The sequence below is a fragment of the Streptomyces sp. NPDC111520 genome (genome assembly GCF_055635295.1).
On sequence record NZ_JBVKBW010000034.1, the window covers coordinates 21,043 to 45,570 of the forward strand.

General features: G+C 69.3%; 26 protein-coding genes. 14 read left to right on the forward strand and 12 right to left on the reverse strand.

Annotated features, from left to right (window positions below; translation table 11 throughout):
• Positions 1-44: 44 nt before the first annotated feature.
• Positions 45-893 (forward strand): oxidoreductase, encoded by an 849-nt coding sequence (locus ACZ7MY_RS40935; RefSeq protein WP_499610948.1) that lies wholly within the window; start codon positions 45-47, stop codon positions 891-893.
• A 180-nt stretch (positions 894-1,073) separates the two neighbouring features.
• Here ACZ7MY_RS40935 and ACZ7MY_RS40940 read toward each other — a convergent pair whose 3' ends face one another.
• Entirely contained in the window at positions 1,074-1,286 is a 213-nt protein-coding gene (locus tag ACZ7MY_RS40940; RefSeq protein WP_499610951.1) for a putative ATP-grasp-modified RiPP, read from the reverse strand.
• Between the two features lie 808 nt (positions 1,287-2,094).
• Entirely contained in the window at positions 2,095-3,159 is a 1,065-nt protein-coding gene (locus ACZ7MY_RS40945; RefSeq protein ID WP_499610953.1) for an ArsR/SmtB family transcription factor, read from the reverse strand.
• 135 nt (positions 3,160-3,294) lie between these two features.
• Between ACZ7MY_RS40945 and ACZ7MY_RS40950 the strand changes: the two genes are divergently transcribed.
• The gene (locus ACZ7MY_RS40950) at positions 3,295-4,278 is read left to right on the forward strand and encodes an SMP-30/gluconolactonase/LRE family protein (protein ID WP_499610956.1); all 984 of its coding nucleotides are present in this window, start codon (positions 3,295-3,297) and stop codon (positions 4,276-4,278) included.
• A 484-nt stretch (positions 4,279-4,762) separates the two neighbouring features.
• Here the strand turns inward: ACZ7MY_RS40950 and ACZ7MY_RS40955 are convergent, their stop codons facing one another.
• On the reverse strand, positions 4,763-5,404 hold the full coding sequence (locus ACZ7MY_RS40955) for a TetR/AcrR family transcriptional regulator (protein ID WP_499610958.1): 642 nt from the start codon (positions 5,402-5,404) through the stop codon (positions 4,763-4,765).
• Positions 5,405-5,471: 67 nt separating this feature from the next.
• Between ACZ7MY_RS40955 and ACZ7MY_RS40960 the strand changes: the two genes are divergently transcribed.
• Positions 5,472-7,061, forward strand: a complete 1,590-nt coding sequence (locus ACZ7MY_RS40960) for a carboxylesterase/lipase family protein (protein WP_499610961.1) — start codon at positions 5,472-5,474, stop codon at positions 7,059-7,061.
• 46 nt (positions 7,062-7,107) lie between these two features.
• Here ACZ7MY_RS40960 and ACZ7MY_RS40965 read toward each other — a convergent pair whose 3' ends face one another.
• Positions 7,108-7,386 carry a hypothetical protein gene (locus tag ACZ7MY_RS40965; RefSeq protein ID WP_499610963.1) on the reverse strand — a complete coding sequence of 93 codons (279 nt, stop codon included), beginning with the start codon at positions 7,384-7,386 and terminating at the stop codon, positions 7,108-7,110.
• An 804-nt stretch (positions 7,387-8,190) separates the two neighbouring features.
• Here ACZ7MY_RS40965 and ACZ7MY_RS40970 point away from each other — a divergent pair.
• From ACZ7MY_RS40970 to ACZ7MY_RS40980, 3 genes are all read left to right on the forward strand, one after another.
• Positions 8,191-8,667, forward strand: coding sequence for a hypothetical protein (locus ACZ7MY_RS40970; RefSeq protein ID WP_499610964.1), 477 nt, complete (start codon positions 8,191-8,193; stop codon positions 8,665-8,667).
• Between the two features lie 549 nt (positions 8,668-9,216).
• Positions 9,217-10,080 (forward strand): LLM class flavin-dependent oxidoreductase, encoded by an 864-nt coding sequence (locus ACZ7MY_RS40975; protein ID WP_499610966.1) that lies wholly within the window; start codon positions 9,217-9,219, stop codon positions 10,078-10,080.
• Positions 9,987-10,658 (forward strand): SDR family oxidoreductase, encoded by a 672-nt coding sequence (locus ACZ7MY_RS40980; RefSeq protein WP_499610969.1) that lies wholly within the window; start codon positions 9,987-9,989, stop codon positions 10,656-10,658. Before ACZ7MY_RS40975 ends, ACZ7MY_RS40980 begins: the two co-directional genes overlap by 94 nt.
• Before the next feature lie 50 nt (positions 10,659-10,708).
• On the opposite strand, the gene ACZ7MY_RS40985 is transcribed toward ACZ7MY_RS40980, so the two are convergent.
• A complete protein-coding gene (locus ACZ7MY_RS40985; protein ID WP_499610971.1) occupies positions 10,709-11,680 on the reverse strand; it encodes an AraC-like ligand-binding domain-containing protein in 972 nt (323 codons plus the stop codon).
• 341 nt (positions 11,681-12,021) lie between these two features.
• On the opposite strand from ACZ7MY_RS40985, the gene ACZ7MY_RS40990 reads away from it, so the two are divergent.
• Positions 12,022-12,456 (forward strand): peptidoglycan-binding domain-containing protein, encoded by a 435-nt coding sequence (locus ACZ7MY_RS40990; protein ID WP_499610973.1) that lies wholly within the window; start codon positions 12,022-12,024, stop codon positions 12,454-12,456.
• Between the two features lie 47 nt (positions 12,457-12,503).
• Positions 12,504-12,995 carry a peptidoglycan-binding domain-containing protein gene (locus ACZ7MY_RS40995; protein WP_499610976.1) on the forward strand — a complete coding sequence of 164 codons (492 nt, stop codon included), beginning with the start codon at positions 12,504-12,506 and terminating at the stop codon, positions 12,993-12,995.
• A 377-nt stretch (positions 12,996-13,372) separates the two neighbouring features.
• Here the strand turns inward: ACZ7MY_RS40995 and alsS are convergent, their stop codons facing one another.
• The 6 genes from alsS to ACZ7MY_RS41025 form a co-directional block, all read right to left on the reverse strand.
• Complete coding sequence (gene alsS / locus ACZ7MY_RS41000) at positions 13,373-15,058, reverse strand: acetolactate synthase AlsS (protein ID WP_499610978.1); 1,686 nt, start codon at positions 15,056-15,058, stop codon at positions 13,373-13,375.
• Positions 15,059-15,100: 42 nt separating this feature from the next.
• On the reverse strand, positions 15,101-15,919 hold the full coding sequence (gene budA / locus ACZ7MY_RS41005; RefSeq protein WP_499610981.1) for an acetolactate decarboxylase: 819 nt from the start codon (positions 15,917-15,919) through the stop codon (positions 15,101-15,103).
• Between the two features lie 326 nt (positions 15,920-16,245).
• Entirely contained in the window at positions 16,246-17,064 is an 819-nt protein-coding gene (locus ACZ7MY_RS41010) for a hypothetical protein (RefSeq protein ID WP_499610983.1), read from the reverse strand.
• Positions 17,064-17,474, reverse strand: a complete 411-nt coding sequence (locus ACZ7MY_RS41015) for an RNA polymerase sigma factor (protein WP_499610986.1) — start codon at positions 17,472-17,474, stop codon at positions 17,064-17,066. Before ACZ7MY_RS41015 ends, ACZ7MY_RS41010 begins: the two co-directional genes overlap by 1 nt.
• Positions 17,435-17,644: a hypothetical protein gene (locus ACZ7MY_RS41020; protein WP_499610988.1), complete on the reverse strand. Its 210-nt coding sequence runs from the start codon at positions 17,642-17,644 to the stop codon at positions 17,435-17,437. Before ACZ7MY_RS41020 ends, ACZ7MY_RS41015 begins: the two co-directional genes overlap by 40 nt.
• A complete protein-coding gene (locus ACZ7MY_RS41025; protein WP_499610991.1) occupies positions 17,641-17,832 on the reverse strand; it encodes a hypothetical protein in 192 nt (63 codons plus the stop codon). Before ACZ7MY_RS41025 ends, ACZ7MY_RS41020 begins: the two co-directional genes overlap by 4 nt.
• Before the next feature lie 713 nt (positions 17,833-18,545).
• Between ACZ7MY_RS41025 and ACZ7MY_RS41030 the strand changes: the two genes are divergently transcribed.
• The 4 genes from ACZ7MY_RS41030 (at position 18,546) to ACZ7MY_RS41045 (ending at position 20,333) form a co-directional block, all read left to right on the forward strand.
• Positions 18,546-19,085, forward strand: a complete 540-nt coding sequence (locus tag ACZ7MY_RS41030) for a flavoprotein (RefSeq protein ID WP_499610994.1) — start codon at positions 18,546-18,548, stop codon at positions 19,083-19,085.
• Positions 19,086-19,415: 330 nt separating this feature from the next.
• Positions 19,416-19,613, forward strand: coding sequence for a type II toxin-antitoxin system Phd/YefM family antitoxin (locus tag ACZ7MY_RS41035; RefSeq protein WP_499610997.1), 198 nt, complete (start codon positions 19,416-19,418; stop codon positions 19,611-19,613).
• A 34-nt stretch (positions 19,614-19,647) separates the two neighbouring features.
• A complete protein-coding gene (locus ACZ7MY_RS41040) occupies positions 19,648-20,013 on the forward strand; it encodes a DUF6247 family protein (protein WP_499611000.1) in 366 nt (121 codons plus the stop codon).
• Positions 20,010-20,333, forward strand: a complete 324-nt coding sequence (locus ACZ7MY_RS41045) for a hypothetical protein (protein WP_499611002.1) — start codon at positions 20,010-20,012, stop codon at positions 20,331-20,333. Before ACZ7MY_RS41040 ends, ACZ7MY_RS41045 begins: the two co-directional genes overlap by 4 nt.
• Positions 20,334-20,914: 581 nt before the next feature.
• Here ACZ7MY_RS41045 and ACZ7MY_RS41050 read toward each other — a convergent pair.
• Positions 20,915-22,174: a hypothetical protein gene (locus ACZ7MY_RS41050; protein ID WP_499611005.1), complete on the reverse strand. Its 1,260-nt coding sequence runs from the start codon at positions 22,172-22,174 to the stop codon at positions 20,915-20,917.
• Between the two features lie 717 nt (positions 22,175-22,891).
• On the opposite strand from ACZ7MY_RS41050, the gene ACZ7MY_RS41055 reads away from it, so the two are divergent.
• Both ACZ7MY_RS41055 and ACZ7MY_RS41060 read left to right on the forward strand, forming a co-directional pair.
• The gene (locus ACZ7MY_RS41055; RefSeq protein WP_499611008.1) at positions 22,892-23,365 is read left to right on the forward strand and encodes a hypothetical protein; all 474 of its coding nucleotides are present in this window, start codon (positions 22,892-22,894) and stop codon (positions 23,363-23,365) included.
• Between the two features lie 78 nt (positions 23,366-23,443).
• On the forward strand, positions 23,444-24,196 hold the full coding sequence (locus ACZ7MY_RS41060) for a hypothetical protein (protein ID WP_499611011.1): 753 nt from the start codon (positions 23,444-23,446) through the stop codon (positions 24,194-24,196).
• Positions 24,197-24,528: the final 332 nt, after the last annotated feature.

Sequence of the window (24,528 nt, forward strand, 5' to 3'; positions counted from 1 at the left end):
CCACGAGCTCGCTGGGCGTCGTGGCGGCGGACACCATGAGCGTCATGACGATCAAGACTTTCTCCCTCGGCGGAGAGCTGACGGTCAACCGGCTCGGCTTCGGCGCGATGCGCCTGGCGATGGGCACCTTCGCCGGTCCGGCGCGAGATCCCGAGACGGGCATCGCGGTGCTCCGCAGGGCCGTGGAACTGGGCGTGAACCACATCGACACGGCCGGCTTCTACGGCAGGGACGTGGTGTGGGCCAACGAGCTGATCCGTACGGCATTGGCCCCTTACCGTGACGACCTGGTGATCGCGACGAAGGTGGGGCCGTTGCCAGGACCGAACGGCGTGCCGAGCGGGCAGGCGACGGCTGATCAGCTGCGCGGCCTGGTCGAGACAGATCTGCGCTCTCTGGGTCTGAACCGGCTCGACCTGGTCTATCTGCGGGTCGGCGGGATGACCGGACCGGATGGCGAGTCGATCGCCGGACGGTTCGCGGTGCTGGCCGAACTCCGCGCGCAGGGGCTGATCCGGCACCTGGGTGTCAGTAATGTCGACGCCGCCCAGCTGGCGGAAGCCCGGGGGATCGCGCCCGTCGCGGCAGTGCAGAACCGGCACACCGGCGAGCCGGGGTTGCTGCCCGAGTGCGAGGAAGCGGGCATCGCGTATGTGCCGTACTTTCCGCTCGGCGGCGGCATCGGCAGCGGCCCGCTCGACGCCGAACGGCTCGCCAAGGTCGCGGCACGCCTGGGCGCGACCTCCGCGCAGGTCGCGATCGCCTCGCTGTTGGCGAAGTCGCCGTCGGTGTTGGCGATTCCGGGCACCGGCTCTCTCGATCACCTGGAGGAGAACCTCGCGGCGAACGGTCTCAGTCTCCGTGACGAGGACTTGTCTGACCTGCGAGGCTAACGGGTCGGCTCCGGAATTCAGCCTTTGGCCACATGACTGAGCACCGGCTTCGGGTGCGCGCGCAGATCGTGCTGCACGCGGCCGGCGGGCTGCCGAACGTGCGGATCCGGGTGGGTCGGCGTGCACGTGGATACCCACACCATGTGCCTTGGTTGGTGACGACCAGCACCGGACCGTCGGTCACTGTTCCGCGTCGCTACCGATGTCGGTGTCGCCGGTCCCGGCGTTGCCGTCGGGGCTGGTGGCGATGGCGGGTTGGGTGTGGGTGTTTGGACCGTGGCCCGGCATCTCCACGACGCCCTCCGTGGCGTTGAAGAACCGGGTGGTCTGCGTTGCCGGGTCCAGCTCGGCAGGGGTATGGGCGGGCGCGGTGCTACCCGGGTACGGCGCCATCCAACTGACGTCGAACGGCGGTGGGGGACAGTGGCGTTCCGGTGGACATTCGATCGGCGTGGCTGAACATGTCGTAGTCCTCCGTGGTCGCGGATCTGATGGAACCGCCGCGCGCTCCGGGTGATGATCCGGGCAGGCTCGTCGGTGCGCGCGGCGGGGTGGTGTTCGACCCGGTCCTTCTTCGTGGGCGGGTGTGGACGACACCCCGCTCGAACCGACGGCACGGACCTCCCCCGCTCGCGCGGGAAGGGCGCTCTCGTCCTCTCCTGTAGCTATCGGGGAAGGCTTCACCGTTCAGCGCTACCTCGCCGACCGGGCCACGTTCGTCGGGGTGGTGGATCGACGGCCACTCGGCGATCTCTTCTTTGAGGCTATGCGGTCCTACCTTGGTCGCGGGGTGGACGGGCCGTCAGGTCCAGAGACCCAGAGACGCCGGGTATGGCTTCTATTCGGTTGCCCTCGATGGTTCCACTCTCCTGGCCGCCCGGCGTCTCACGACGACTCGGCCGTTGATGAGGAAATGCGAACGCCTTCGAGTGGATCGCTGAGTAGGACCACGTCGGCGAGGTCGTCCGGGCGAACAGATCCAACGACCCGAGGAACTGGTGATCGTCTCTGTTACCGGCGTGCCGGAACGGTCCGTGCCGGTCACCTGCAGCGAGGCCCAGCCGGTGCCCGGCGCGGGCTCGGTCACCCGCGGGTCGCCGTGTCGGTCCCGGACCTCCGCCGCGTGTCAGGGGGCTTGGTCGTCGAAAGGCGACAGCCTGCCGTGGCACGTTTCTGATGTTGCCCTGTGGGCGTGGCTTGGCTAGGCCGTGGGCGGTTCGCCCGACAGCAGGGCCGCGCCGAGCGGGGTGAGGCTGTGCAGGACGGCGGTACCGATCCGGGTCGTGGTCACCAGCCCGGCGTTCCGCAGCACCCCCGCGTGCTGGCTGGCCGCCGCGAGGGAGACCTGGACCCGCTCGGCGAGCGCAGTGGTCGTGGCCGGCTCGCGCAGCGCCTGGAGCACCGCCGCCCGGGTCCGCCCGAGAAGCGGTCCGAGGGCGGCTCCCGGCGGTGCGGCCGGGGCCCCGGCAGGCTCGGGCACGTGCATCGGGTAGGCGAGCACGGTCGGCTCGTCGGGCATGTAACCGATCATCGGTCCGGTGGCGAACCAGGACGGCATGAGCAGCAGCCCGTGGCCGCACAGCGGGATTTCGTAGTCGTAGCGGGACGGCAGGTGCAAGACCGGGGGATCCCAGCGCCAGGTGGGAACGAGTGTGGTCAGCAGCGCGTCGACGCCCCCGCGCAGCAGCATCTCCGACCGCAGGGCGCGGTCCGCCGCGCCGTCGGTGCGGACCCGCGGCCACAGCGGGGCGATCGACGAGGCGAAATAGCTCTTCAGGTCGGCCGTCAGGACGCGTCGTGCGGCGAGCGACCCGGCGGCCAGCTCCAGCGTCCAGCGGCTCGGCGGCTCTTGGCCGCCGCCCGTCCCGCCGCCGCCCGTCCCGCCGCCGCCCGTCCCGCCGCCGCCCGTCCCGCCGCCGCCCGTCCCGCCGGCGCCCGGCAGGACGCGCAGATCGGCGGCGAGGCGGTCGGCGGGGGTGCGCCCGGCCAGGTCGACGGCGGTCGCGAGGTCCCCGGCGGCCGGCTGGAGCAGAAAGTCGGGCAGGTAGCCGTCACGCGGCACCAGGTCGAGCAGGACCCCGGCGCGGTCGGCCAGGCTGCCGTTCAACCGCCGCCGCCACTGCACGGCTGCGGGGTGCGCGCGGCCCGTTCCGGCGGCCGGCGCCCGCAGTCCGCGCACGCTGAGGGCCGCCTCCCACAGAGCGTTGGGCGCCGGGGCGAGCGTGACCCGGCGCAGATCAGCGGTGTCGAAGTGTAAGCGGATCATGACGACCGATTATCGGCCCGGCGGAGCCTTTCGCCCAGACGTGAAAGGCGATGCGGCCGCTCCCGGGGCCCCGGGAGGCTCTCGTGTGTCCCCGCGCCGCGGGGACACACGCCACACGTCCCGGAGGTTGTGACGATGCCCGGCACCACCCGACTCCCGCGGCTGTACACCGCTGTCCTGCTGACCGGCCTGATGGCCCTGCCCGTCCATGCCGCCCCGGCCGCCGCGCGTGAACTGCCGCGCACCTACGTCGTCTCCCGGGCGCCCGGTGTGCTGCCGGAGGGGATCGCGATCGATCGCGACGGCACGATGTACGTGTCCTCCGACGGTACCGGCGCGCTGTACCGCGGCGACGTCCGCGACGCCCGCTTTCGGCCCTTCCGCGCGCAGGGCCTCGCGGATCGCCCGAGCACACTGGGCGTGCACACCGACGGCCGGGGACGGGTGTACTCGGTCGGCGGCGCCGAGCTGACCGTCCACGACCGCCGCGGCCGCCTGCTCGCCACACGCACGGCGCAGGGCGGGCCGCTCGGTGCGTCCGACCTGAACGACCTCGTGATCACCGACGACGCCGTGTACGTCACGGACTGGGCCAACCCGGTGGTGTACCGGGCTGCCCTCCGCCACGGACGGCCCGGTCCGCTGGAGCCGTGGCTGGACATCCGCTCCGCTTTCCCGCAGTTCCCCGCGCAGTACTGGCTGCTGAACGGCATTGTCGCGGACCGGACGGGCCGCACGCTGCTGGTGGCGTCCAACGGGACCGAGGCGGTGTGGCGGGTGGACGTCGCCACCCGGGAGGTCGGCCAAGTGGACCTGGGCGGCGCGTCCTTCGGCGCCGACGGGATGCTGCTGCGCGGGCGGACGCTGTACGCGGTGCTCAACTACGGTGCGCCAAGCGGCGTCTACATCGCCGAGCTCGACCCGGACCTGCGCACCGGCACGGTGACGCACCGCGTCACCGGCGAGCCCTTCGACCTGCCCACGACGCTGGCCCGCCACGGCTGCCGGCTCTACGTCGTCAACAGCCAGAACGACGAGCCGCCGGGCCGGCCGCCGTACACCGTGAGCGCGATCGACGACCCGGTCTGCGCCGACCGCCCTGGTGGCCAGCCTCGATGACCGCGCCGGTCATTCTCCGCGGCGGCGTTCGGCAGCCGACTCGGCCGGCGCCTCGTCGAGGACGCCCGGGCCGCGTGCGGAAGTGGGTCGGTCACGGCGAACGCCGCTTCGGCGGACGGGCTGACGCGCAGGCCCTGAGGGCACCGGCGGGGGAAGCCTGGACATCGCGTGCGTGCACCGGTCTGACGGGAGGTTTGTCGTTTCTGCCGGGCAGGTGGATTTTCTGGCTGGCCTGCGCGAAGAGATCGTGCGTCACGTGATCAGGTTCCGGGGGAGCGGAGCACGGAGGATCTTTTCGAGCGCCTCGGCGCGTTCGAGGTCCCTCCCGCTTCGGGAGACGCGGTCCTCCCCGACGAGCATGCACAGCGCCGCTTCGTGGACCTGGCCAACGAGCACCTTCAGCCGGTGGGCGCGCTCCTGCGCCAGGGCGGGTCGGGCGGCCAGCGCCGTGGCGGTCCTGTGCCTTCGTTCCGGGGACCGGGTCTCACCCCTCCTCAGGCAGGTGGGCGGCCAGCGCTCGCAGGCCCGCCAGCACCTCGTCGGCGGTGGGAGCGGACTCGGGGTCGGTGAGATGCTGGATCATCAGGCCGCTGACGAGGGCGAGCTGCACCGAGCCGACGGTGCGGACCATCGCTTCGGAGAGCTCGGTCTCGGCGGTTCCGGTGACCTCTCGCGTCATGCCACTGCGCCCTTGTCGCAACCCGGCAGCCACCTGCTCACGCAGCTCCGGATCGCGCTGCGCGCGCAGAACGGTCTCCAGGTTGGCGATCCAGAAGGTCTCGTTGACCGAGAACGCCTCGATCAGCCGGCGCCACAGTGCGCCAAGGTCGGCAGCGTTCATCGACGGCCCGAAGACTTGGTCTCCCGAGTCGAGTGCCTCGAAGAGCGCCTGGTTCAGCAGCGCCTCCTTCGAGCCGAAGTGATAGCCGATCGCCGCCATGCTCACACCCGCCGCCGAGGCGAGGTCGCGGACCGTCGTGCGCTCGTAGCCCTTCGCGAAAAGGCACTGTCTGGCGGCTTCCAGCAGCTTCTCTCGGTTTCCCATGGCGCGAACCGTATCAAGAGGCTGCGCGTTTGCGTCAAACGAACGCCTCAGGCAATCGCCTTGGGCGGACGTCTTGCGCATCTGCCCAATATTTGGCTACCTTCCAAGCATCAAGATCACACCGATCCTGGGGGCCCAGATGAGACCCATGAAGTCCCGCGTCGCTGTCCTTGTCGCGGCCACCGTCTCCACAACGCTCGCCGCCACGATGGCTACGGTCGGCCTCGCCTCCGCGCGTCCCAGCGCCCAGGACTTACCCGCCACGGTGATGACCGCCGAGGGCCCGGTCCGTGGCGCGGTCGCTGACGCGGTGCGCACGTTCCACGGCATTCCTTATGCGGCCCCGCCGACCGGAGAATCCAGGTGGAAGGAGCCGCAGCCGGTGCGCCATTGGTCGTCGCCACGGGGCGCCCACGCCCCGATGAGCGCCTGCGCGCAGCCGACCGACCAGCCCATCTCCATCGAGGGCGGTGGCAGTGAGGACTGCCTCTACCTGAACGTCACGACTCCGGCCAGGCGGACGACGGGGCGGCTGCCGGTCATCGTCTGGATTCACGGCGGCAGCTTCACCTACGGCGACGGCGCCACCTACCGCGCGGCCAAGCTGGCCGCCGCGCAGCAGGGCGCGATGGTCGTGACGATCAACTACCGGCTCGGCGCGTTCGGCTTCCTCACCTCACCCGGCCTGCGCGCCCCGGCCAACCTCGGCCTTCTTGACCAGCAGGCCGCGCTGAAATGGGTCCACCGCAATGCCAGGGCCTTCGGCGGAGACCCCCGCAATGTAACCCTCATGGGGCAGTCAGGTGGCGGGTACAGCGTCTGCGCCCAGCTGGTCTCACCCGGGGCACGCGGGCTCTTCAGCAAGGCGATCGTGCAGAGTGCGGGTTGCGTCGGACCGGACGGCTCGTTCACCCGCACACAGGCGCAGGCCAACGGCCTCGCAGTCGCCAGAGCCGCGGACTGCGACGACCTGCGCACCGTCGACTCCTGCCTGCGGCGCAGGTCCACCGCTGAGCTCATAAAGGCGTCAGCCTCCGGGCACGACGGCTACCGCCCCGTGGTGGACGGCAAGGTACTGCCTGAGGCGCCGTCACAGGCCATCGCTGCCGGGCGGTTCGCCCGGGTACCAGTGCTGCACGGCTCCACTCACGACGAGATGAGCGGGCTGGCCGGGCTCGACGAAATCTTGACAGGGACGCCGCTGGCCGCCGAGGAGTATGCCAAGAAGGTCACCGAGCAGTTCGGAAAGGACGCTCCCGCGGTCCTGGCCGAGTACCCGGCCGCGAACTACATGGCGCCCGGGGCGGCGCTGTCGGCCGTGCTGACCGACTCGGAGTGGTCAACCGCGGCCCTCGACACCCAGCGCGCGCTGGCCCGCTACACCCCCGTCCACGCCTACGACTTCGCCGAGACCTCGGCCCCGTACTTCAAGGACGTGCCGCGGCCGGCGAGTTTTTCGCTCGGCACCGGCCACATGATCGACCTGGCCTATCTGTTCGACAACGACCTGTTCGAGCCGCTCGACGCCGCACAAGCCGGGCTGTCGGACACGGTGATCACCTACTGGAGCCGGTTTGCGAGCACGGGGCAGTTGAACGGCTACGGCATGCCTGCGTGGAAGCGCTTCACGACCCGCAGCCCGTACGTGCAGCGGCTCGCGTCCGGCCGCATCGGGCAGACCGACTTCGCAGCCGACCACCACTACGCCTTCTGGAAGGCACTCGCCGCAACACGTTGAAGGGAAGGACCCCTGACGAAGTACGCGACAGCCGGAACGCCGCCGTTCAAGTCTGTGTCCTGTGTGGCTCGGGGTATCCGCGCAGTTCGAGCGGGACGGGTACCAATGGCCGGTGCGGGTCGACGTTTCGCCGGCACAGCCGGTAGCGCTGATCGTCGATGGGGGGGAGTGCCACGCGCCGGCCTTCGGCCTGGCCCGCGTCCAGGGCGACCAGAACAGCGGGACCGCCTTCGGCGACGGCCTGGGTGTGGAAGGTCATCACCTCGCCGACCGACAAGGTGCGCCCGGCCAGGGTCAGCGTGAATTGCGGGTCCAGGACGCGCACCGACTGGGGTTCGCCGCCGAGGATCGCCCGCAGCGCCGAGTGGTCCTCGCCCGTCGAGGGTGACGGTCAGCATGCGGGCGACCGGGGAGATGACGCAGTGCCCCTCGACGACCAGCCGCGCCACGCGCAGCGCGACCCACTCGCTGGCCGTGATGTCGTCGGGAAGCGGGAATTCTTGCTCGCAGTGCCGCTGCAGGACCTCCAGGTCCTGGGCACACAGTCGTAGCTGCTCCATCTCGTTGCGGTCGCTGGTGTTCGCGGCCGCCAGCTGGCCCCCGTCGGCGTCGTTGCCGTCGGTGGTCAGAGCGGAGGTGGCGCCGGTCATCGGCCTGCGAGGCGGCCCCTGCCGTTTGAGTGCTTGGGCGGGGGTGGCCCTGGCCAGGTCGAAGGAGAAGTTCAGTTTGGCGGGGCGGTTCTGGTCGTGGCGGGGCAGCAGCTGCAGCTGTCGTGCAGGTCGACGTCGTCCGAGCGGCTCATGCTGCCGCTCCCGAGGCTGTTCAGCTGCCCCGGGAACGACGCGACGGTGGTACTGCGCTCGTCGTGTAAGGCCGGCTCCGCCGGGGCGCCGGCCCCGGGCAGCGGCCCGGCGGGCTGCCAGACAGGGGACAGCAGCGGGGGTTGGGGATCGTTGTGGCGACCGGGCAGTAGGTATGGCGCCCACTGCGCGTGATGGCCTGGCGGTGGTGCATCCGCGGCTGGGCGTGTTCGTCACGAAGCCGCCAAGCCGGGGTGCTGACCGCGGGTACTGTCCCGAACAGACTGGGCGGCCGATCTGCGCAGGTCAGCGAAGGTTAGTGTGCCGCTATGAAATCTATCCCGTGGGCCGTTTGTACTGCCTTGCTCGGCTTGGCGATTGTGGCCGTGGTCGCAGTGATGGCCTTGCTCTTCTTCGATGGCCGGAACAGTGCCCTCGACGTGCTCATCGTTTCTGCGCCCCTCCTTGTTGGTCTTGGGTTCGGTGTGTCCGGCGCCTGGCGAAGAGCCAAGGGCACCCGGTCGGCACCCCGGACGCCGCTCAGTGCCTGGGGCAATGTGGTGTGGAATGTCCTCGCGCTGTTCCTGTGTTTCTGGGCTCTTGTTTTCTTCATGACAGCCGGCAAGGTTCATGACCCGGCCATGACGGTCGTGTGCGTCGTGCTTGCAGGCGCCTTCGTGTGGGGCGCGGTACGTGCCTGGAAGAGGATCGGCGTGACCGGCCAAACTCAAGAGCCTGGCCGCCCTTACAGCGCTCGCGACCCCAAGACGGGCGAATGGGCGAAGTGGGACCGAAGACAGCGATAGCCCCGGAGAGACGAACGCGCCTCCGCCGTCCCGACAGCGGGGCTCCACGGCCGCTACGCCACGTCGTCGCCGAAGGCCGCGTCAGCCGGATCAGAGGGTCTGCGCGCACCGATTTTCGTGCGCCTCGGCGGGAAGCCCACGGTTTCACGAAATCCTGCTGGGGCTTCGAGCTCAACCCACTTGTGGTCCCTTTGCCGCAGGCCCGATGGGTTGGGTCATGCAGGCAGCTGAGGCTCGATTAGTCCTCCGGCCGAAGCCGCTGACGAGCCGCTTCTAGCCTCTGGTCGTAGTCAGGCGTGAACAGCTCAGGAAGTGCCTTGTCGAGCGTTCCAGCGATCCGGTGGATCGGTGTCCAGACCGCCGGAGTGTCGACAACGCGGCTGAGGCCCCTACCGGGCCATGGCTGCGCCGTGCGATCTCGGCCTCCCCAGTGCCGTGGCCGACGTCGGCACCACGTGCCCCGGGCCGTTCGAGTGGTTCGGGAAGGCGGGGCCGGTCGAGGCGGAATTGCGATTGCCTGGTGCCCGGCCTGCTGGGCATCCTGCGGGGATGCGCTTCTCGATCAATGTGCCCAACTTCGGGGACTTCGCGGACCCCCGCAACGTCGCGACCGCGGCGGCCGCCGCTGAGCAGGCCGGCTGGGACGGGTTCTTCGTGTGGGACCACATAGTGCACCGGCGGCATCAGGGACGTCCCTTCGGCGACCCCTGGATGCTGTTGACCGCCGCCGCGCTGGCGACCTCCCGGATACGGCTGGGCACCCTGCTGACGCCGGTTCCTCGTTACCGTCCGCAGCAACTCGCCCGCCAAGTGGTCACGCTGGACCACCTCAGTGGCGGCCGGGTGATCTTCGCCGCGGGCCTGGGTGGTCCGGTCGAGGACGAGTACGTGAGTTTTGGCGACACCGCCGAGCCGCGCGTCCTGGGCGAGCGCCTTGACGAAGGACTGGAGGTGCTGAGGCGCTTCTGGTCGGGCGAGCCGGTCGACCACCACGGCCGGCACTACGAGGTGCGGGACGTGACACTCCTGCCCGCCACCGTGCAGCAGCCGGCGCCGCCGGTCTGGATCGGCGGGTTCTGGCCGCGTCGGGCGCCCATGCGGCGGGCCGCGCGCTGGGACGGCGCGGTGCCGCTGTTCGAGACGGCCCGGCATGGTCAGGTGCCGGACGTGGCGGAGGTGCAGGAGCTGGTCAGCTTTGTGCGCAAGCACCGTACGGCCGGGATCGAGCGCCCCTTCGAGTTCGTGCTCGGCGGTGCGACACCCCTGGACGCGGCGAAGGCCAGGGACGTGATCGGGCCACTGCGGGACGCGGGCGCCACATGGTGGGACGAGCGGCAAATCCAGAGCAACCCGGACCTGGACCACCTGCGCCCGGTGCTGCGACGCATCGAGGCGGGCCCGCCGTCGGTCTGACAGCGCCTGCGCGCATTGTGCAGAAGGCCCTGCCTCTGCTCAACGATGGCGCGTCGGTCATTTTCGCGTCCTCCATCGCCGCCAGCTCTGCCATCGCCGGGCTGGGTGTCTACGCCGCCGCCAAGGCGGCGATCGTCTCCTTCACCGGTACCTGGGCCAGTGAACTCAAGGGCCGCGGTATTCGCGTCAACGCAATGGCACCTGGATCGACGGACACCCCTGGTGTCGACGAGGCCGCTCCCGAAGGCGTCAGCCACGAGGACCTCAAGGCCATGCTGGCCGGCTCGGTCCCGCTGGGTGCGATCTCTCGGTTTTGGGGCAGTGGTTGTGAGAGACAGCTGATCGTTGGTGCGTTGTTGCTGGTCAACGGCTGTTTCGGCGGAGTGGGGCCCACTGTCACGAGGGTGAGAGATCTGGCTCGGGGCGACTGCCAGGGAGCGTTATCGAGCAGGAAAACATGCTGTCGTGGGCGCGAGAGATCGCACCCCGGAACGCTTCAACCCCGTTTATCCCAAGGTGAGTTCGTGGACGCTATTTCGCACAGTCGACTATTCGAACGTGCCGATAGGCGCCGATAGACGCTCGGCCGCCGCGTCGGGCCACGCGGGACCCGGCCGCGGGCAGGCTGTCACATGGACGTGCGAGGGTGGTTCAGGTCGCGCCAGTCCCGGGGCGACATTCCGTATGTCTGCCTGAACACCTTGCTGAAGTGGGACGCGTCCACGAAACCCCAGCGCCGTCCGGTCGCCGCGATGGTGCGCAGGGGCCCGTGCGGCCCAGCCAAATCCCGCTTGCGCTCGGCCAGCCGGCGTGTACGGATCCAGTCGCCGAGGGTGATGCCCGAGCGGGCCAGTACGGCGTAGAGATGTCGCTCGGAGACGCCGTGGACGGCGGCGATCCGTGCGGCCGACAGATCGGGGTCAGCCAGATGCGCCTGAACGTACTGAGTGACCCGCTGGGTGAGCGTCGCCTCCAACGGCGCCTTGGTCAGGCCAGAGTCGCCGTGCTGGGTCGCCAGGACGGCGCGGAGCAGTTCGATGCTGGGGGTGACGACGGTCTCGGCGTCCCGACCACCCTGATGGATCTCGTCGCTGACGGCCAACTGTGAGAAGTATGTGACGGCGAGCCGCGCGACGGGATTGCCGGGCCCCAGGGCGACCGCCGCCACATCCCTCAACAGCCGCTCGGGCAGCGCCAGTGCGGCACGGGGGAAACGCAGGAAGTGGTGGTCGACTCCCTTGTCGAAGAGAAGTGTGTACGGGGCGACGGACTCGTAGACGGCGCACTCGCCCGGCCTCAGCACGCACTCGCGGCCGTTCTGCGCCACCAGACTGGTCCCCGTCATCTGCACGCCGAGGAAGACGGCCGGCTCCTTGTCCTCCCGGGCCAGCCGTTCCGTCCGGTGGATGGTGACGGAGGTCGCACGGGCCGAACAGATCCGGAGGGGGCCGACGGTGCCGAGACCCAGGCGGACGGAGATGCCGTCGGTCGGCGGACCGTGATCGATGTCGACCGCCACGATGGAATCCCGCACCGCGTTCCGGACCACTTCCTCCCGGTCCTGCGGTGGCGTGAACGCGGTGTCCAGAACCGGGCTCATACGCTGCACCTCAGCCCGCGTCCGTCACCCGGCCGGCCTGACGCCGGCCTGCCCCGTTTCCCCATGCGTCACCCCCGTGAACGATCCCCCGGACCTCAGTTTGACGGACTTGTCATACGACGTGCAGCCCATTCGGCAGGCGCGCACAAAGGCATCACCGCCCTCCTCCGACACCCTCACCGGAGACGGTGCACGACGGACAAAGAACCCTGCACGTATGACAAAGGCCGGGTCCCACGCCGCCACTAGTGTCCATGGCCGAGCCCCGGGACAGCACCAAGATCCGTCCTCGGGCTGCCACGGAAGCGACAGTGCTTCTCGCACGGAGAGGAACGACAGGCATGCGCAGGACAGGCAGGAACAGGGCACTTCTGGTGACCGGGACCTTGCTGGGCGCCCTGATGGGGGCGGCGTCCGCCGCCGTCCCGGCCCACGCGGCGGACGGGGTGTGCACGGGAGCGGCCTCGGTGCCGAACGGATCGACGGGCCGGCACTTCGTGTACCCCATCAACGTCGCCAACAACACCATCTACTGCTACCTGCAGTCCGGGCACACCGGTCCCGGGGTCAGGGCCCTGCAGAAGAACATGAACAGCTGTTACGGCAAGAAGCTCGAACTCGACGGCATCTTCGGGTCGGACACCAGGAATGCACTGCGTGACGTCCAGAGCAGGATCGGCGCGGCGGTCGACGGCGTCTACGGCCGGGAGACGCTGACCAAGATGAAGTGGGCCCGCTACAGCAACGAAACCGGCGCCAAGTACGACTGCGTCTGAGCTTGACGTTCAACCTCGCAGGTCACCCGACCTACTGATCTCACAGCGTGATCAAGCACGCCTGCCCGATACTTCCCATGAGGAGCATGATGTCTTCACGCACGCCCCGCAACAAGCCTCGCGCCCTTGCTGCCCTGGGCGCCCTGGCAGCGGTACTCGCCTGCGGTGTCTCCGTCTCCCCCTCCGCGAGCGCGGCCGGTATATACCCGACCTGCAACACCACCAAGGCTGTCTCCATCAGCTCGGGTCACTCCGTCACGGTTCCCGCCTACAACAGCAGCAGCGGCAAGACCCTGACCTGCAATCTGGTATTCGACAGGGGCACACAAAACCCGGCCGTGACGGCGCTGCAGCGGAGCCTGAAGAATTGCGAGAGATACGGCTACCTCACCATCGATGGTTACTACGGCCTGGAGACGATGACCGCTGTCGAGTTGCTCCAGGAGGACTATGGGCTCGGCGCGGACGGCGTCTACGGCCCGAACACCCGTGACAGCATGAAGCACTACAGTTCCACGCTGGGCTGCGCCCGCCTCTGACACCGCGATTCAGCGCCTGACGGCACTGGCCGTCCCTCGCCGCTCCGGCCGGACCCCGGCCGGAGTAGCGACGCCGCGCGTACCCGCTGGTCCGGCCGGCGTTCGCGCTGCCGCCCTGCGGCGCCCGCCTCCCGGCCCTACGCGGCGCTCCGGCCCTTGCTGCCATGGACCGGGCGAGATCGTTCGTCAGTCTTCGTCGGCGCCGCTGATCCGCTGCCGAGCTGCTTGGAGACGTTCGGCATGGTCGGGCGCGAAGATCGCTACGAGCGATGTGTCGACCCATCGCCACGCTCACTTGCCTTTGCCGAAGGGAGCGACTGCCCATGCGGTTCGACGCCTGGGCCGGCCGGGTGGGGAGCCACCCCAAGGCGTGCGCGTTATTCGAGGACGCCTTCGTGGAGTTCGGCGAAGAGTTCCGCGTTGCGGGTGTAGTCGACGGGGACGTCGATGATGGTGACGCCGGGCTGGACCCGGGCCTCGCGCGACAGGGCCTCGCCGAGGACCTTGGCGAACTGCTCTTCGGTCTCGACCCGGTAGCCGTGGGCGCCGAATGCGCCGGCGTATTGGGCGATGTCGTAGTCGCCGAGCAGGACGCCCGAGGTCCGCCCGTACTTCAGCTTCTCCTGGAAGCGGACCATGTCGTAGCTGTTGTCCCTGAGGATCACGTGGGTGAAGTGCAGGCCGAGGCGTGTGGCGGTCTCCAGTTCCTGGGCGCTGAACAAGAAGCCGCCGTCGCCGGAGACGGACACGACCTGCTTGCCGGGACGGACGATGCAGGCGGCCATGGCCCACGGCAGGGCCACGCCGAGCGTTTGCTGGCCGTTGGAGAACAGCAGGTGCCGCGGTTCGTAGGCGCGGAAGTGACGCGCCATGTAGATGTAGTGGGAGCCGATGTCGCAGGTGACGGTGGCGTCGTCGTCGATCATGTCGCGCAGCGTGAGGATGACTTCGACGGGGTTGAGGCCGGTCTCGGTGTGGTTCGCCGACCGTGCCGCGTCGTCGGCGTCCTTCAGGGCGCGTCGCTGTTCGGCGAACTCGGCGAGGACTTCCGTCTCCAGCTTCAGCCCGGACAGGTGTCCCGCCAGGGTCCGGAGGGTTGCCGGGATGTCCCCCCGCAGTTCGATGGCGGGTCGGTAGTGGTTGTCGATGTCCGCGGGCAGGGCGTCGATGTGCACGACGGTGCGGCCCGGATCGGTGTTCCATAGCTTCGGGTCGTACTCGACGGCGTCGAATCCCACGGTCACGAGCACGTCGGCGTGGGAGATGGCGATGTCGCCGGGCTGGTTGCGGAACAGGCCGATGCGGCCGACGTAGTGGTCTTCCAGTTTCCGGGAGACGACACCGGCGGCCTGGAACGTTTCCACCACCGGCAGGTCTGTGACCTCGAGCAGGGCGCGGAGTTCGGCACATGCTTCCGTACCCGCCCCCCGAAGGCCGACCAAGAGCACCGGGCGCTTTGCCTCGCGGATGAGCCGGGCCGCCTGCTGCACGCGGTCACCCGGCGCCGCACCTTGTTCGGGGACGGGAACGGCTTCGGAGATGTCGGCGCTGGTGGGGGTCATGAGCACGTCGGAGGGCAGCACGACCGCGGCAGCGCCTCGCGGCTCTGTGACAGCCGCTCGAAGGGCATTGGCGACGGCCTCGGGCACGTTGTCGGCGTCGTTGACCTCGCCGGTGTACTTGGTGAACGGCTTGAGGGCGGCCGTGGCGTCCATGGACTGGTGGCTGCGCTTGAGGCGGTCCGCGCGCGGCACGGCGCCGCACAGGGCAACCACGGGATCCTGTTCGGTGTTCGCTGTGAGGAGCCCGGTCGCGCTGTTGGACGTGCCCGGTCCCGAGGTCACCACGATGGCGCCGGGGACGCCGGTCAGTCGGCCGACGGCGGCCGCCATGAACGCGGCGTTCTGCTCGTGGCGGCATACGACCAGTTGGGGGCCGCCGTCCACCAGCGCGTCGTAGATGGCGTCGATCTTCGCGCCGGGGACTCCGAAGATGTGGCTGACGCCGTACGCCGACAGCACCTCCACCGCTCGCTGGGCGGCACGCACTCCTGACTCGGTCATGCGGATTCGAACTCCTCATTGCTGTGGAAGGAGGGAGCGGGTTCAGCCACCCTCTGCCTGGCGGATTTGGTCTCCAAGGCCGGAGGGGGTCAGATCGGAACTGAGAAACTGCTGCGTCGTCGGCAGGCTGAGATGCAGTTCGGACCGCTCACCGATGGAGATGGTGCCGTGATCGAGCCGGAAGTCGAGGCAGTGACCCCCGTGATGGTGCGTGTCGTCGAGGAAGTGCAGGTGATAGCCGGCCACCGAGATCCCCTCCTCGTAGTCAGGGGTGCGATAGCCCGCCAGCGTGCCCGAGATGTCGTGGAAAGCTGTCTCGGCCTGCCCTTCGGCTGCCTCGGTCAGCGACGGGTAGGGCGGTTCCTGCTTGCGTACAGTTCGTGTCCGGACCTCGCTGAAGTGGCCGGTGATCTTGATGGCGTACAGGAGGTTGGGACTGCGCCCCATGTCATCGATGGCGGTTGTCACTTCGTTCCGGGACATCGGGGACGTCACGTCCTTCAACGCGTCCACCGAGTCGGGGCCGAACCACGTCATGGCGGCGAAGGGCGACAGATCACCCGGGGTGGCGATCTGAACCGAGCCGTCGGCACGTAGGTGATAGCAAACGCCGTCAAGGACGAGCATCTCGCCGTCGAGCTGGTTGAACGTGCCGAGTCCGAAGTCGCCGTGCCGCAGCAGCTCACCCACCGACACGTCCCCCTCGTACACGCCGTCGATGAGCGCACCCATGGTGGAGCTCTGGTAGACCTCCCTGGCCTGGTCAGCGTCGTGACGGGAACCGCTTCTGCCGTTCCAGTGCGACAGCACTGTCCGGACAAACCTTCGAAAGGCATCCCTAGGACTTTCCTCTACGGACATGCCTCGTCTCCCATTGCCGGGCGGCGCTCGATCCGACGTGTGCGCAGATAGAGACGCAGTAGTCACCGCCGGGCGTGCGCATACCCGGGCGACCATGGTCCACCTCGCGAATCATGCTGGTCGCCCCACGCAGGACGCGCAACCGGGGGCCGCCGCCGGAGTGGGAGACCGGTGATCGGATCCCGGTGCGGGCCTGCGCAGCCGGCGCGGCACCGGCGGTGCAAGGCGCGCGGGGCGATCCGCGAGCCCGGCCCGTCGCTCAGCACAAGCAGGCTCCGGAGGCGAACGGCCTCCTGCCACTTCTGCCACGAGGACGTACACGATCATCATGAGGCCGCACAGTCCACGAGCTCGGCCGCGAGTTCGGGGTCGGGCTTGGGGATGGTGCCGTAGTCCTCGTCGGGCTGCGCCTCGAGCCGCTGGACGGCCTTGGTGATCGATTTCGACAGCGGCAGGGACGAGGCGGGCCGGCATGCCCGGTGGACGATATCGACCGTGACCACCTGGGGCACTATCGCCGCCTGGGACGGCGACGGTCCCCATAGCCAGTGGGTCAGGGCCCGATCGGTTGTCGCCTGCGACCACGCGGCGTGCGCCAGGGGGTCCTGGCCCAGGTTTCGCAGCAGAAGGGCTTGCTTGTGCCAGTGCTGTGCGTCGCGTAGTTCGCTGTGCTGCAGGTGGTGCAGGGACAGGCAGTGAGCTGCGGTGGGGGAGTCGGCGCCGGCGGCGAACTGCCACCAGAACTGGGCTGCCTCGTGACGGTCGGCCAGGTACAGCAGGCAGGCGAACGCGAGCGCGCCGGTAGGTTCGATGGTGGCGCGGTCGTCGACGAGCAGCGCCATGGCCGCGATCGCCTGCGGGTCCCGGACCACCTGGGAGGACAGTAGGCCCAGTTCGGTGGCGGCCTGCTCGTGCAGGGCGGCCGGGAGGCCGTCGTGCGCGTCGGGCGGGCGGGTGTACGCGCCGGATGCGGTGCGGATCCACCGGGCGCGGCTTTCCATCGACTCGGCCCTGTGCCACACGACCCGCCGGGCGATGCGGTCCAGTGCCGCTCGTTCGTCGAAGTCGGTGTACTCGTCGGTCAGGACTTCCGCGTCGGCCAGCACCTGGTCGATGCGATCCGTGCGCTTGTTCCCCCGGTTCATCAATCCTCCTCGTTCATCTCTTCGGTGGCCCAGTCGATGCCCAGATCCCGGGCCAGCCGCCGGCGGGCACCGCGCACGTGGCTGCGGACCGTCCCATAGGACACGCCCATGAGTTCGGCCACCTGCCGCATCGGGTAGCCGAGCACGAACCGCAGCACGATCAAGTCGTACTGGCGCTCCGGCAGACGGGCGATCGCCGTGTACAGCCCGAGGCTGGACTCCAGCACGGCGAAGGTTTTTCGGCTCGTGCGCCGGATCTGCTCGAACACGGCGGTCTCCACCAAGGCGGGGGCGCGGCCTTGTATCTCCAGGCGCCGGGCGACCTCTTCCTTCAGCGCCGCCCAGGCGTAGGTGTCCACGTTCGGCTGCTTCAGCACGTGCGGCCACATCGTGACCAGCTGCACGAACACGTCCCGACGACCTGTTCGGCTGCGGGCCGGTTGTCCAACTGCAGGTGCGCGTACCGCAGGTAGGCCTGGTGGTGCAGGCAGTAGAACGCGGTGAAGGTGTCCGGCAGTACCGCGGTGAGGTCGTCGCGCACGGCCTGGTCGGTCCACGGATTCGGTTGGTGGCCGCTCATCGGTCGCGCTCCAGCGGCTGCACGTCGGTGCCCTCGCTCGGGGCAGCCGTCTCCCCGCGCCGGTGTTGCGAGGCCAGTTGGGCGGCGCCGACCCGCACGCCGGCACTGAGCAGGCGTGTTCCCAGGGCGCGGATGTCTCCCGCGAAGACCCGGAGCGTGACCGCCCCCGTCATCACATGAGCAGCCATATCGAGATCCACTGGCTGGAGTCCTTTCGTCGGCCGATGCAGCCCCCGCTCGGCACCGAGCGCTTTTGCCTTGCTCCCAGCCAAGCGAACGAGACCCGCAAGTGTGCACGCCGAACCCCACCAATTTCACCGAGCGTGCGCACACGATCACGCGCGCGCCCCCGCTGCGCCCCCGCGCGCCTGGCGCCTCCCAAAGCGCCAACGGCACGGGCTGCTGCCCGGTCACACGCCGCCTATGCGCACTGCTCGCACGCGTAGTCCAGGTCATGCGCAGGAGTCAGGCGTCAGGTGCCGCGACTGACATTCCCCTGCTGCATGTACGCGTCCTCATCGATGTCCCCACTCCGCCCGTGGCGGCACCTGGTGATCTTTGGGGCTCGTGAGGCGAGGAACCCCGTGCCCAGGGCCTTGTCGGACAGGGGGATACCTCATGCATACGGCTCCGGCCCCCGCCTGACGGGACGTCGGGCAGGGGCCGGATGTTGGTAGCAGGGGCGGGGCTGGGCCAGACCTGGCTGGGTCAGACCGGCCAGCTTTCGGGCGGCGGCAATGCGCGTACCGGTGTGCTCGTGGTCATCTCTGGGCATCTTTGGCCTCCGGACCCCGTCGGGAACAGTACCCGCCGCATCCGCCATGGCATCGGCGATCGCCCCGACACCCGCTGAGGGCAGAGCAGGTTGCGCGCATTGGATCACCGGGGGTTGGGTGGGGGTATGACGCGCACCATGTACCTATTCGTCAGCGCTGCGCCGCCGGTTTTCGACATCGCCGGGGTGGTCGATGACGCGCAGCGGCGTGGCTGGGACGTGTGCCTGGGGCTCACGCCGACCGCGGCGGACTGGCTGGAAGACAGTCTGGAAGGGCTGGCGTCGCTGACCGGGCATCCCGTGCGGTCGCGGTACAGGCGGCCCGGCGAGCCGGATGTCTGGCCGTCGGCCGACGTCATCGTCTTCGTGCCGGCCACGTTCAACTCGATCAACTCCTGGGCGCTGGGGCTCACGCACCAATTCGTGGTCGGGGTGGCCGCCGAAGGCATTGGCAAGGGCATTCCGATTGTCGCGATGCCCTGTGTGAACGCGGTCTACGTGCAGCACCACCAGTTCGAGGAGAGCGTTGCGAAGCTGCGGGCGATGGGCGTGACTGTGCTGTACGGCGACGGTGGCTTCGTCCCGAACCAGCCCGGGACCGGGAAGCCCGCGGATTATCCGTGGCATCGGGCGTTGGATGCCGCAGCGACCCTGGCCGGGGCCTGAAGCATCCGCGGGGTCTGCGTGGCACCTTGCGGGTCCGGTTGCCCGGGCGTTGGCGGAGTCGGGTCTTGGCGGTGGGGTGCGGCGGGTGCGGATGGCTTGTGCGCGGGGATTCGGTGTCCGGATCGGCGTCGTGGCAGTCGGCTCGGCGAGGTCTGCGGTTGGCCCCGGGGCATGGGCGGGAGTACCGGCCCACTGTGTAGATCACTGCGCCCGGCCGGCGCGGCTGTCGTGGTTGTACCCGGTTGTGGTCATGACGCGTGCGGGGTGGGAGGCGGCGAGTCCGGAAGCCGTAAGTATCGCAACTATGATAGTTGGGCTAGTGTGGCGGGTATGCAGCTGAGGACCTATACGACGATCGACCTCCGCAAGGCCATGGGTGAGATCCTTGACCGCACCCGCATTGCGGGGGAGGCGGCTGCGATCACGCGTAAGGGGAAGACCGTCGCCTATCTGGTGCCTGCCGAGTGGTTTGAGCAGCAGCGGGCCGCACGGCAGTCGGTTCCCGAGACCGGCCAGGACGCGGCCTGAAGCGCCAGGCGGGAAGACCAGGAGACCCCACACCATGACCGCCCAGCCTGTGCATGTCGACGGATCCGGGGGAGACAAGCCCCGGGTGCCACCGATGCCGGAACAGACTCCGCAAGCTCTGCGTCTGGCCATTCAGGAACACGCTCCTCATCTCCTGCCGGACTTCGAGGCCCACTGGCGACGGGCGATCGCAGACACGTTCAACCTCACCCCTGTTCCCGCGTTCCTGCGCCTGTGGTGGACTGAGTACGCCATCGCCCGCAACCCGCGTCTTGCCGCACACCTGCACGACCTCGAGGCTCGCGCCGCGCAGTGCGAGGATCCCGAGGAGTCGGCTGGTCTCCTGGCCGAGTACAGCCGCCTGAGGCGTGAAGCTGCCACGGTGAAGCCCGGCCAGTGACGGACGACCTCCCCCACCCTCCCTGGCAGATGGACTGGACGGCGGAGGCGCGACAGGACTTCGACGCCATGCCCGCCGACGGCAGAGAGCTCGTCCTGGCCGCCCGCGCAGAACTGATCACCGCCCCGGACCCCTACTACCGTGGCATCGACGCCGATGCCTGCCTGCCGCACTGGATCACCGTCTGCCCCCTGGCTTCGACGAAGCCCGGCGGACCCCACATCGCCGAGCTCGCGGGCGGCCGCGGATGGCTTGTCTACACTTTCATCCGCCGCCATGCCGTTCCCCAGATCACGGTCATCGAGGCTTTCTGGACTTGATCGGTCATGGTCGGGAGCACGGTCCGGCCTTGCGGGGCTCTGGGGGTGGGGTGGGCTGTAGCGTGCCGGGCCTGGGCTGTGCGGAGTTGGGGCGGCCGCAAGCGGCGGCGGTCCCGCCGACGTGGACTGCTGCAGACCCGCCGGGGTCTGCCCATGTCCGGGAGGCGCGGCTTACCGCGATGAGGGCCCGTCCAGAGCCCTGGAGATGGGTCCTTGCGGGGCCGTGACGGTGGGGCTTGATTGCGCATGGGGTGGGTGGTGGATTGGGGTTGCGCATTGGCGTGTAGGGACGGGTTCTGCGATGCGCAATGAGGCGGGACCGTCGGGAGTGCGCAGGGGCAGCGTTGGGATTGCTGTGCATAGTCTCGGCTGCGCAGGGCCGAACCTGTTGGCGGTGTTGTGCAAAGGGGTGCATCTTGCGCAGAGGTGGGCTGGTTGGCGGTGCGGTCCTGCTTGAGCCCGGAGCCCCTGGAGTGTGGCGTCGGTACCCGGGAGAGCCCGTACAGCGCTGACTCGCGGTGAGCTGGGCCCCGCCCGACGGGGGAGTGCCGGTGACGGGGTCTGCGCGGGTGTTGGCCGGTTCATGGGTGTTGTTGGGTGCGGCACGGGCATTTGCGGGCGCGTCCGTCCGGGTCGGTGGTCCAGCCGTGGTCGCAGGCCCCGCAGTAGGCGGCCTGCGCGGGGTGTGTTGCGGGTTGTGGGCGGGTGGGGGGTGTCCAGTGTTCGAGGTGGAGTTTGAGGTCGTACCAGGTGGGTTTGCGGGCCATGGCGGTAGCTGCCTGGGTCAGGAGCTGTTCTTGGATGCCGTCGCAGAGGAGCGCTTCGGCGGCGTGGGCGATGCGGCCTGGGGCCAGAGTGGGGACGGGGTGGCCGTGGCGGTGGCGGGCGGTGGTCCAGACGCCGGCGATCCGGGCAGCAGCTGCTGCTCGCGGCTGGGCCGGTTCCGGGCGTGCCGGTGCGGGGTCGGCGGTGCCGGGGGTGTGACTGTGTCGGGCGGGAGCGGCTGCCTGCGGGCTGCCGGGTGCCGGTCGTGCTGGTGCGGGTGCACGGGTGCCGGCATTGCCTGTTGGGGTCTCGCCGGTGGGGCGTGGAGGCGATGGCGTCGCGGGCGGGGGGCCGGCCGGGGCTGCTTGTCCGGACGGGGTGGTGGTCTCTCTCCTCGGTGCCGGAACGGTCGGACGTCGGGGTGTGCTGGGCGAGGAGGAGAGAGAAGAGTTCTTTCCGTCTTGCTTGTTCAGTCTTAGTTCTTTAGCCGACGGGTCTCCGGCGGTCGGGTGAGCGGCGGCCGGGTCGCCGGTTGTCGGGTTGCCGACTGCCGGTTGGCCGACTGTCGGGAACCCGTCACTCGGTCCGGCCTGCATGCGTTCACTGTTGCCGCTGGTGGCACCCAGGGGCGGAGGCCCCGTCGTGACCGGGGGGAGGGCGGACCGCGCGCCCGCGAAGTGTGTGGCGGCCGTTTCCGGCAGCGTCGACTCAAGCGGGGCGGGGGCCGCGGTGTGGTAGTTGCGGGGGGCGAGCCAGGCCGGCTCCACGCGCACGGCCCGTGTTCCGGCCACCTGGGCCAGGAGGTGGCGGATGTCCTCGTGGCGATGGGGCAGGCCGGCGACGGAGAATTCTGTGCGCCAGGTGCCATCGGCGGCGTCCTGGATCTTGAGTTTGACGATGTAGCCGTATGCCACGAGGTTCCGCATGGCTTTGGTGAGAGCTTCGCGGCCGGGTTTGCGGGCCTGAGCCAGAGCGGCGATGGTGAAGTCCGCGCCGTCGGGCAGGCGCAGCGCCATGGTGAGCAGTCCGACGTCCAGGACGCTCAAGCGCTCGTCGTCGACAGCATGGTTGTCCATGGCGACGAACCGAGAGGGCCGGGCGGGTAACTTCCTCACTGACCGTCACCTGCTCCGGAGGATGTGGCCGGACCGGCATCCGTACCCGGTGGCGGTAGCGGCCGTGCTGCACGCCATGGGGTCAGACTCCCACGAGCTTCCGGCCGGTGGTCGCCTGTCTGGCGGTGGCCCGGGGCGTGGGGCGCGGGTGCGCCTGGGGCCTGGGCTGAACCCGGGCCGCAGGGCTTGCTGCGGCCGGCTTCGGTGCGGGCCGGGTATGTCCGTGCTGGTGGTGTCGGTTTCGGTGACGGCGGCAGGCGGATGCACAGTGGTGGCCATGTGGGCTCCCGGGTTGGTTGATGTGGGGGTGTCATCCATGAAGCCCGGTGGCACTCACCGATTTGCTCACCGAAAAGGGGGGTGAAAGATCACAATCCGGCATCACCTGTGGTCAGTGAGTACCGTGAGGTCACCGGTGAGGAGCGGGTTTTACTCACCATCGCAGGTCAGGGCTCCGTGCGGGATTTCACCGCTTTACGGCCTGCTCCTGGCCTTGGGTCTGATGTCCATATGACTTGACGCGGTTGTCGATCGCCGATCGGACCCGCTGGCTGCTTTTGGTTCGGGGGCCGGTTCAGCGTGGCGGGACGACGGGTGGGGTCTGTTCGTGTCGCGCGTCAGACTTTGTGGCAGGGCTCGTTTCTTGCGGGTCCTGTCGGTGAAGGAGTCTGATCGATCATGGTGAGACCGCCGGCGGTGCCGCCGGAGGAGAAGGTCCGGATCGTTCTGTCGATCCTGGCCGGTGAGATGACCGTTGCTTGGGTGCTCACCCTGGGCTGGTCCGTGATCGAAGGACTCGGGCGGGCGCTGATCCTTCCCGCGCTTGCCTTTCCCGTGCTTGCCGTCATCGTGGCCGGGACCTACCAGGGCCGGGACCGGGCCGTCGCCTACGGGGTCGTCGGCGGCCTGGCCGGAGCCGGTATCGCGGTCGGCCCTGTGGCTGCTCTCTTCGAACGGGTTGACCCAGGCTGGCCCGGCCCGGCTGTCCCCCCGGGTCGTGTGTGTCGGGGCCTGGTGGTGGGCCCGTTGCCCGGTGCGGCCTGCATGGTCCGCGGCCTGGTCCCGTATGACGGCGTCGGCCAGGTGGGTGCTTCGGCGGCCAGAAAGCGGAGGCACACACCGCCCTGGCTGGCATGCGGCCTGTCGCCGTGATGGTCAGGGGCCCTGCCCGCGCGGTGAAATGCCGTTGGCAAGCTTGCGCGGGCAGTTGATCGCAGCAACCCTTCCCTCATGGCAGATGGAGCGACGGCAGGAGCAGACGCCGGTCGGCTACGCGGCGATGAAGGGCCGGGGAGCGGCGAGGAGTCCGGAGCGGAGGCGGAGACCGCCGAGGGGCCGCCGGCGGAGTCGGACAGCGAACGCATCGCCCGCATCGACGCCTTCGTACGCGCTCAGCAATCGGAGAAGAAGAGCGACTGGCTGGGGAAACTCACCGGCTACCTCGCGCTGGTCGCGTTCGCGTTCGGCACTGCCACTCTCGCAGACCTCCGGCACCGTTTCTCCGATGACGGTACGGACAGCGCCCAGGCCAAGGCCGCTGTGGTTCGGTGGGTGGATACAGTCTGCGCCGCGCACGGGTCCCGCCCCCTCACCCTCAAGCGCCCCGATGACTACGCGGCCATAGCCGTACAGGCCCGGTCCATCCTGTTCGAGCGTGACGTTCACGCTCACGCCTGGTCCGAGGACACGTCACACATGGCCGACGCGGACGCTGACACCTACCTTGCCTTACGGCACTCCTACCTTGCCGCGAGCGACTTCCTGGCCGCCGCTGTGTCCGCCGCACAGGCCGGGAACGCTGGGGCGTATGCCATGGCTGTTGGGCAGTACCGCAACGCCAACAGTCACTTCCTGGAGGAGTCCGCCAGTTTTGGCCTTGCCGCCGGCGACTGTAGTTGGGCAGTTCCTGACGCCCCGGAGGTTGCCGATCCGGACCGCGCCCGTCCCAGCCGAAGTGGCCTCAGGGCCGGATCAGGGGCCTGACTCCGCGCTCGACCAGGAGCGGTCACCCGGACGACTCGTGCGATCTCTCGGGGGTCGACCTGTTTATGGAGATTTTCGAGGGACGGGGTGTGAACGTCATCCTTCGATGACAGTTTGTTGCTTCCAGACATCGGCCTGGAGAACGTCATTGGGACTCCGTAAGCCAGTGGCCTCGCCCTTGCCGCCCTTGCGACGCGGGGCGGGGCGACCTGGCCGTCATGCACCGATTGCCGCAGGGCGGCCACCATGCGGCGTGCTGTTTCCGCACGGCCGCGTGATTGTTGCCCAGCGCGGCCAGTGCCACGGCGGGGACGCACTGATACGTCACCCGC

Coding starts and splice junctions, on each gene's coding strand:
- alsS (WP_499610978.1), bottom strand. CDS start 15,058: ATGACCGAGTCAGGAGTGCGTGCCGCCCAGCGAGCGGTGGAGGTGCTG.
- ACZ7MY_RS41010 (WP_499610983.1), bottom strand. CDS start 17,064: ATGAACCGGGGGAACAAGCGCACGGATCGCATCGACCAGGTGCTGGCC.
- ACZ7MY_RS41060 (WP_499611011.1), top strand. CDS start 23,444: ATGGCAGATGGAGCGACGGCAGGAGCAGACGCCGGTCGGCTACGCGGC.
- ACZ7MY_RS41055 (WP_499611008.1), top strand. CDS start 22,892: ATGGTGAGACCGCCGGCGGTGCCGCCGGAGGAGAAGGTCCGGATCGTT.
- ACZ7MY_RS41040 (WP_499611000.1), top strand. CDS start 19,648: ATGACCGCCCAGCCTGTGCATGTCGACGGATCCGGGGGAGACAAGCCC.
- ACZ7MY_RS40940 (WP_499610951.1), bottom strand. CDS start 1,286: ATGGCGCCGTACCCGGGTAGCACCGCGCCCGCCCATACCCCTGCCGAG.
- ACZ7MY_RS41025 (WP_499610991.1), bottom strand. CDS start 17,832: ATGGCTGCTCATGTGATGACGGGGGCGGTCACGCTCCGGGTCTTCGCG.
- ACZ7MY_RS41020 (WP_499610988.1), bottom strand. CDS start 17,644: ATGAGCGGCCACCAACCGAATCCGTGGACCGACCAGGCCGTGCGCGAC.
- ACZ7MY_RS40985 (WP_499610971.1), bottom strand. CDS start 11,680: ATGAGCCCGGTTCTGGACACCGCGTTCACGCCACCGCAGGACCGGGAG.
- ACZ7MY_RS40990 (WP_499610973.1), top strand. CDS start 12,022: ATGCGCAGGACAGGCAGGAACAGGGCACTTCTGGTGACCGGGACCTTG.
- ACZ7MY_RS40975 (WP_499610966.1), top strand. CDS start 9,217: ATGCGCTTCTCGATCAATGTGCCCAACTTCGGGGACTTCGCGGACCCC.
- ACZ7MY_RS40960 (WP_499610961.1), top strand. CDS start 5,472: ATGAAGTCCCGCGTCGCTGTCCTTGTCGCGGCCACCGTCTCCACAACG.
- ACZ7MY_RS41035 (WP_499610997.1), top strand. CDS start 19,416: ATGCAGCTGAGGACCTATACGACGATCGACCTCCGCAAGGCCATGGGT.
- ACZ7MY_RS40935 (WP_499610948.1), top strand. CDS start 45: ATGACGATCAAGACTTTCTCCCTCGGCGGAGAGCTGACGGTCAACCGG.
- ACZ7MY_RS40950 (WP_499610956.1), top strand. CDS start 3,295: ATGCCCGGCACCACCCGACTCCCGCGGCTGTACACCGCTGTCCTGCTG.
- ACZ7MY_RS41030 (WP_499610994.1), top strand. CDS start 18,546: ATGACGCGCACCATGTACCTATTCGTCAGCGCTGCGCCGCCGGTTTTC.
- ACZ7MY_RS40945 (WP_499610953.1), bottom strand. CDS start 3,159: ATGATCCGCTTACACTTCGACACCGCTGATCTGCGCCGGGTCACGCTC.
- ACZ7MY_RS41050 (WP_499611005.1), bottom strand. CDS start 22,174: ATGGACAACCATGCTGTCGACGACGAGCGCTTGAGCGTCCTGGACGTC.
- budA (WP_499610981.1), bottom strand. CDS start 15,919: ATGTCCGTAGAGGAAAGTCCTAGGGATGCCTTTCGAAGGTTTGTCCGG.
- ACZ7MY_RS40955 (WP_499610958.1), bottom strand. CDS start 5,404: ATGCGCAAGACGTCCGCCCAAGGCGATTGCCTGAGGCGTTCGTTTGAC.
- ACZ7MY_RS40970 (WP_499610964.1), top strand. CDS start 8,191: ATGAAATCTATCCCGTGGGCCGTTTGTACTGCCTTGCTCGGCTTGGCG.
- ACZ7MY_RS40980 (WP_499610969.1), top strand. CDS start 9,987: ATGGTGGGACGAGCGGCAAATCCAGAGCAACCCGGACCTGGACCACCT.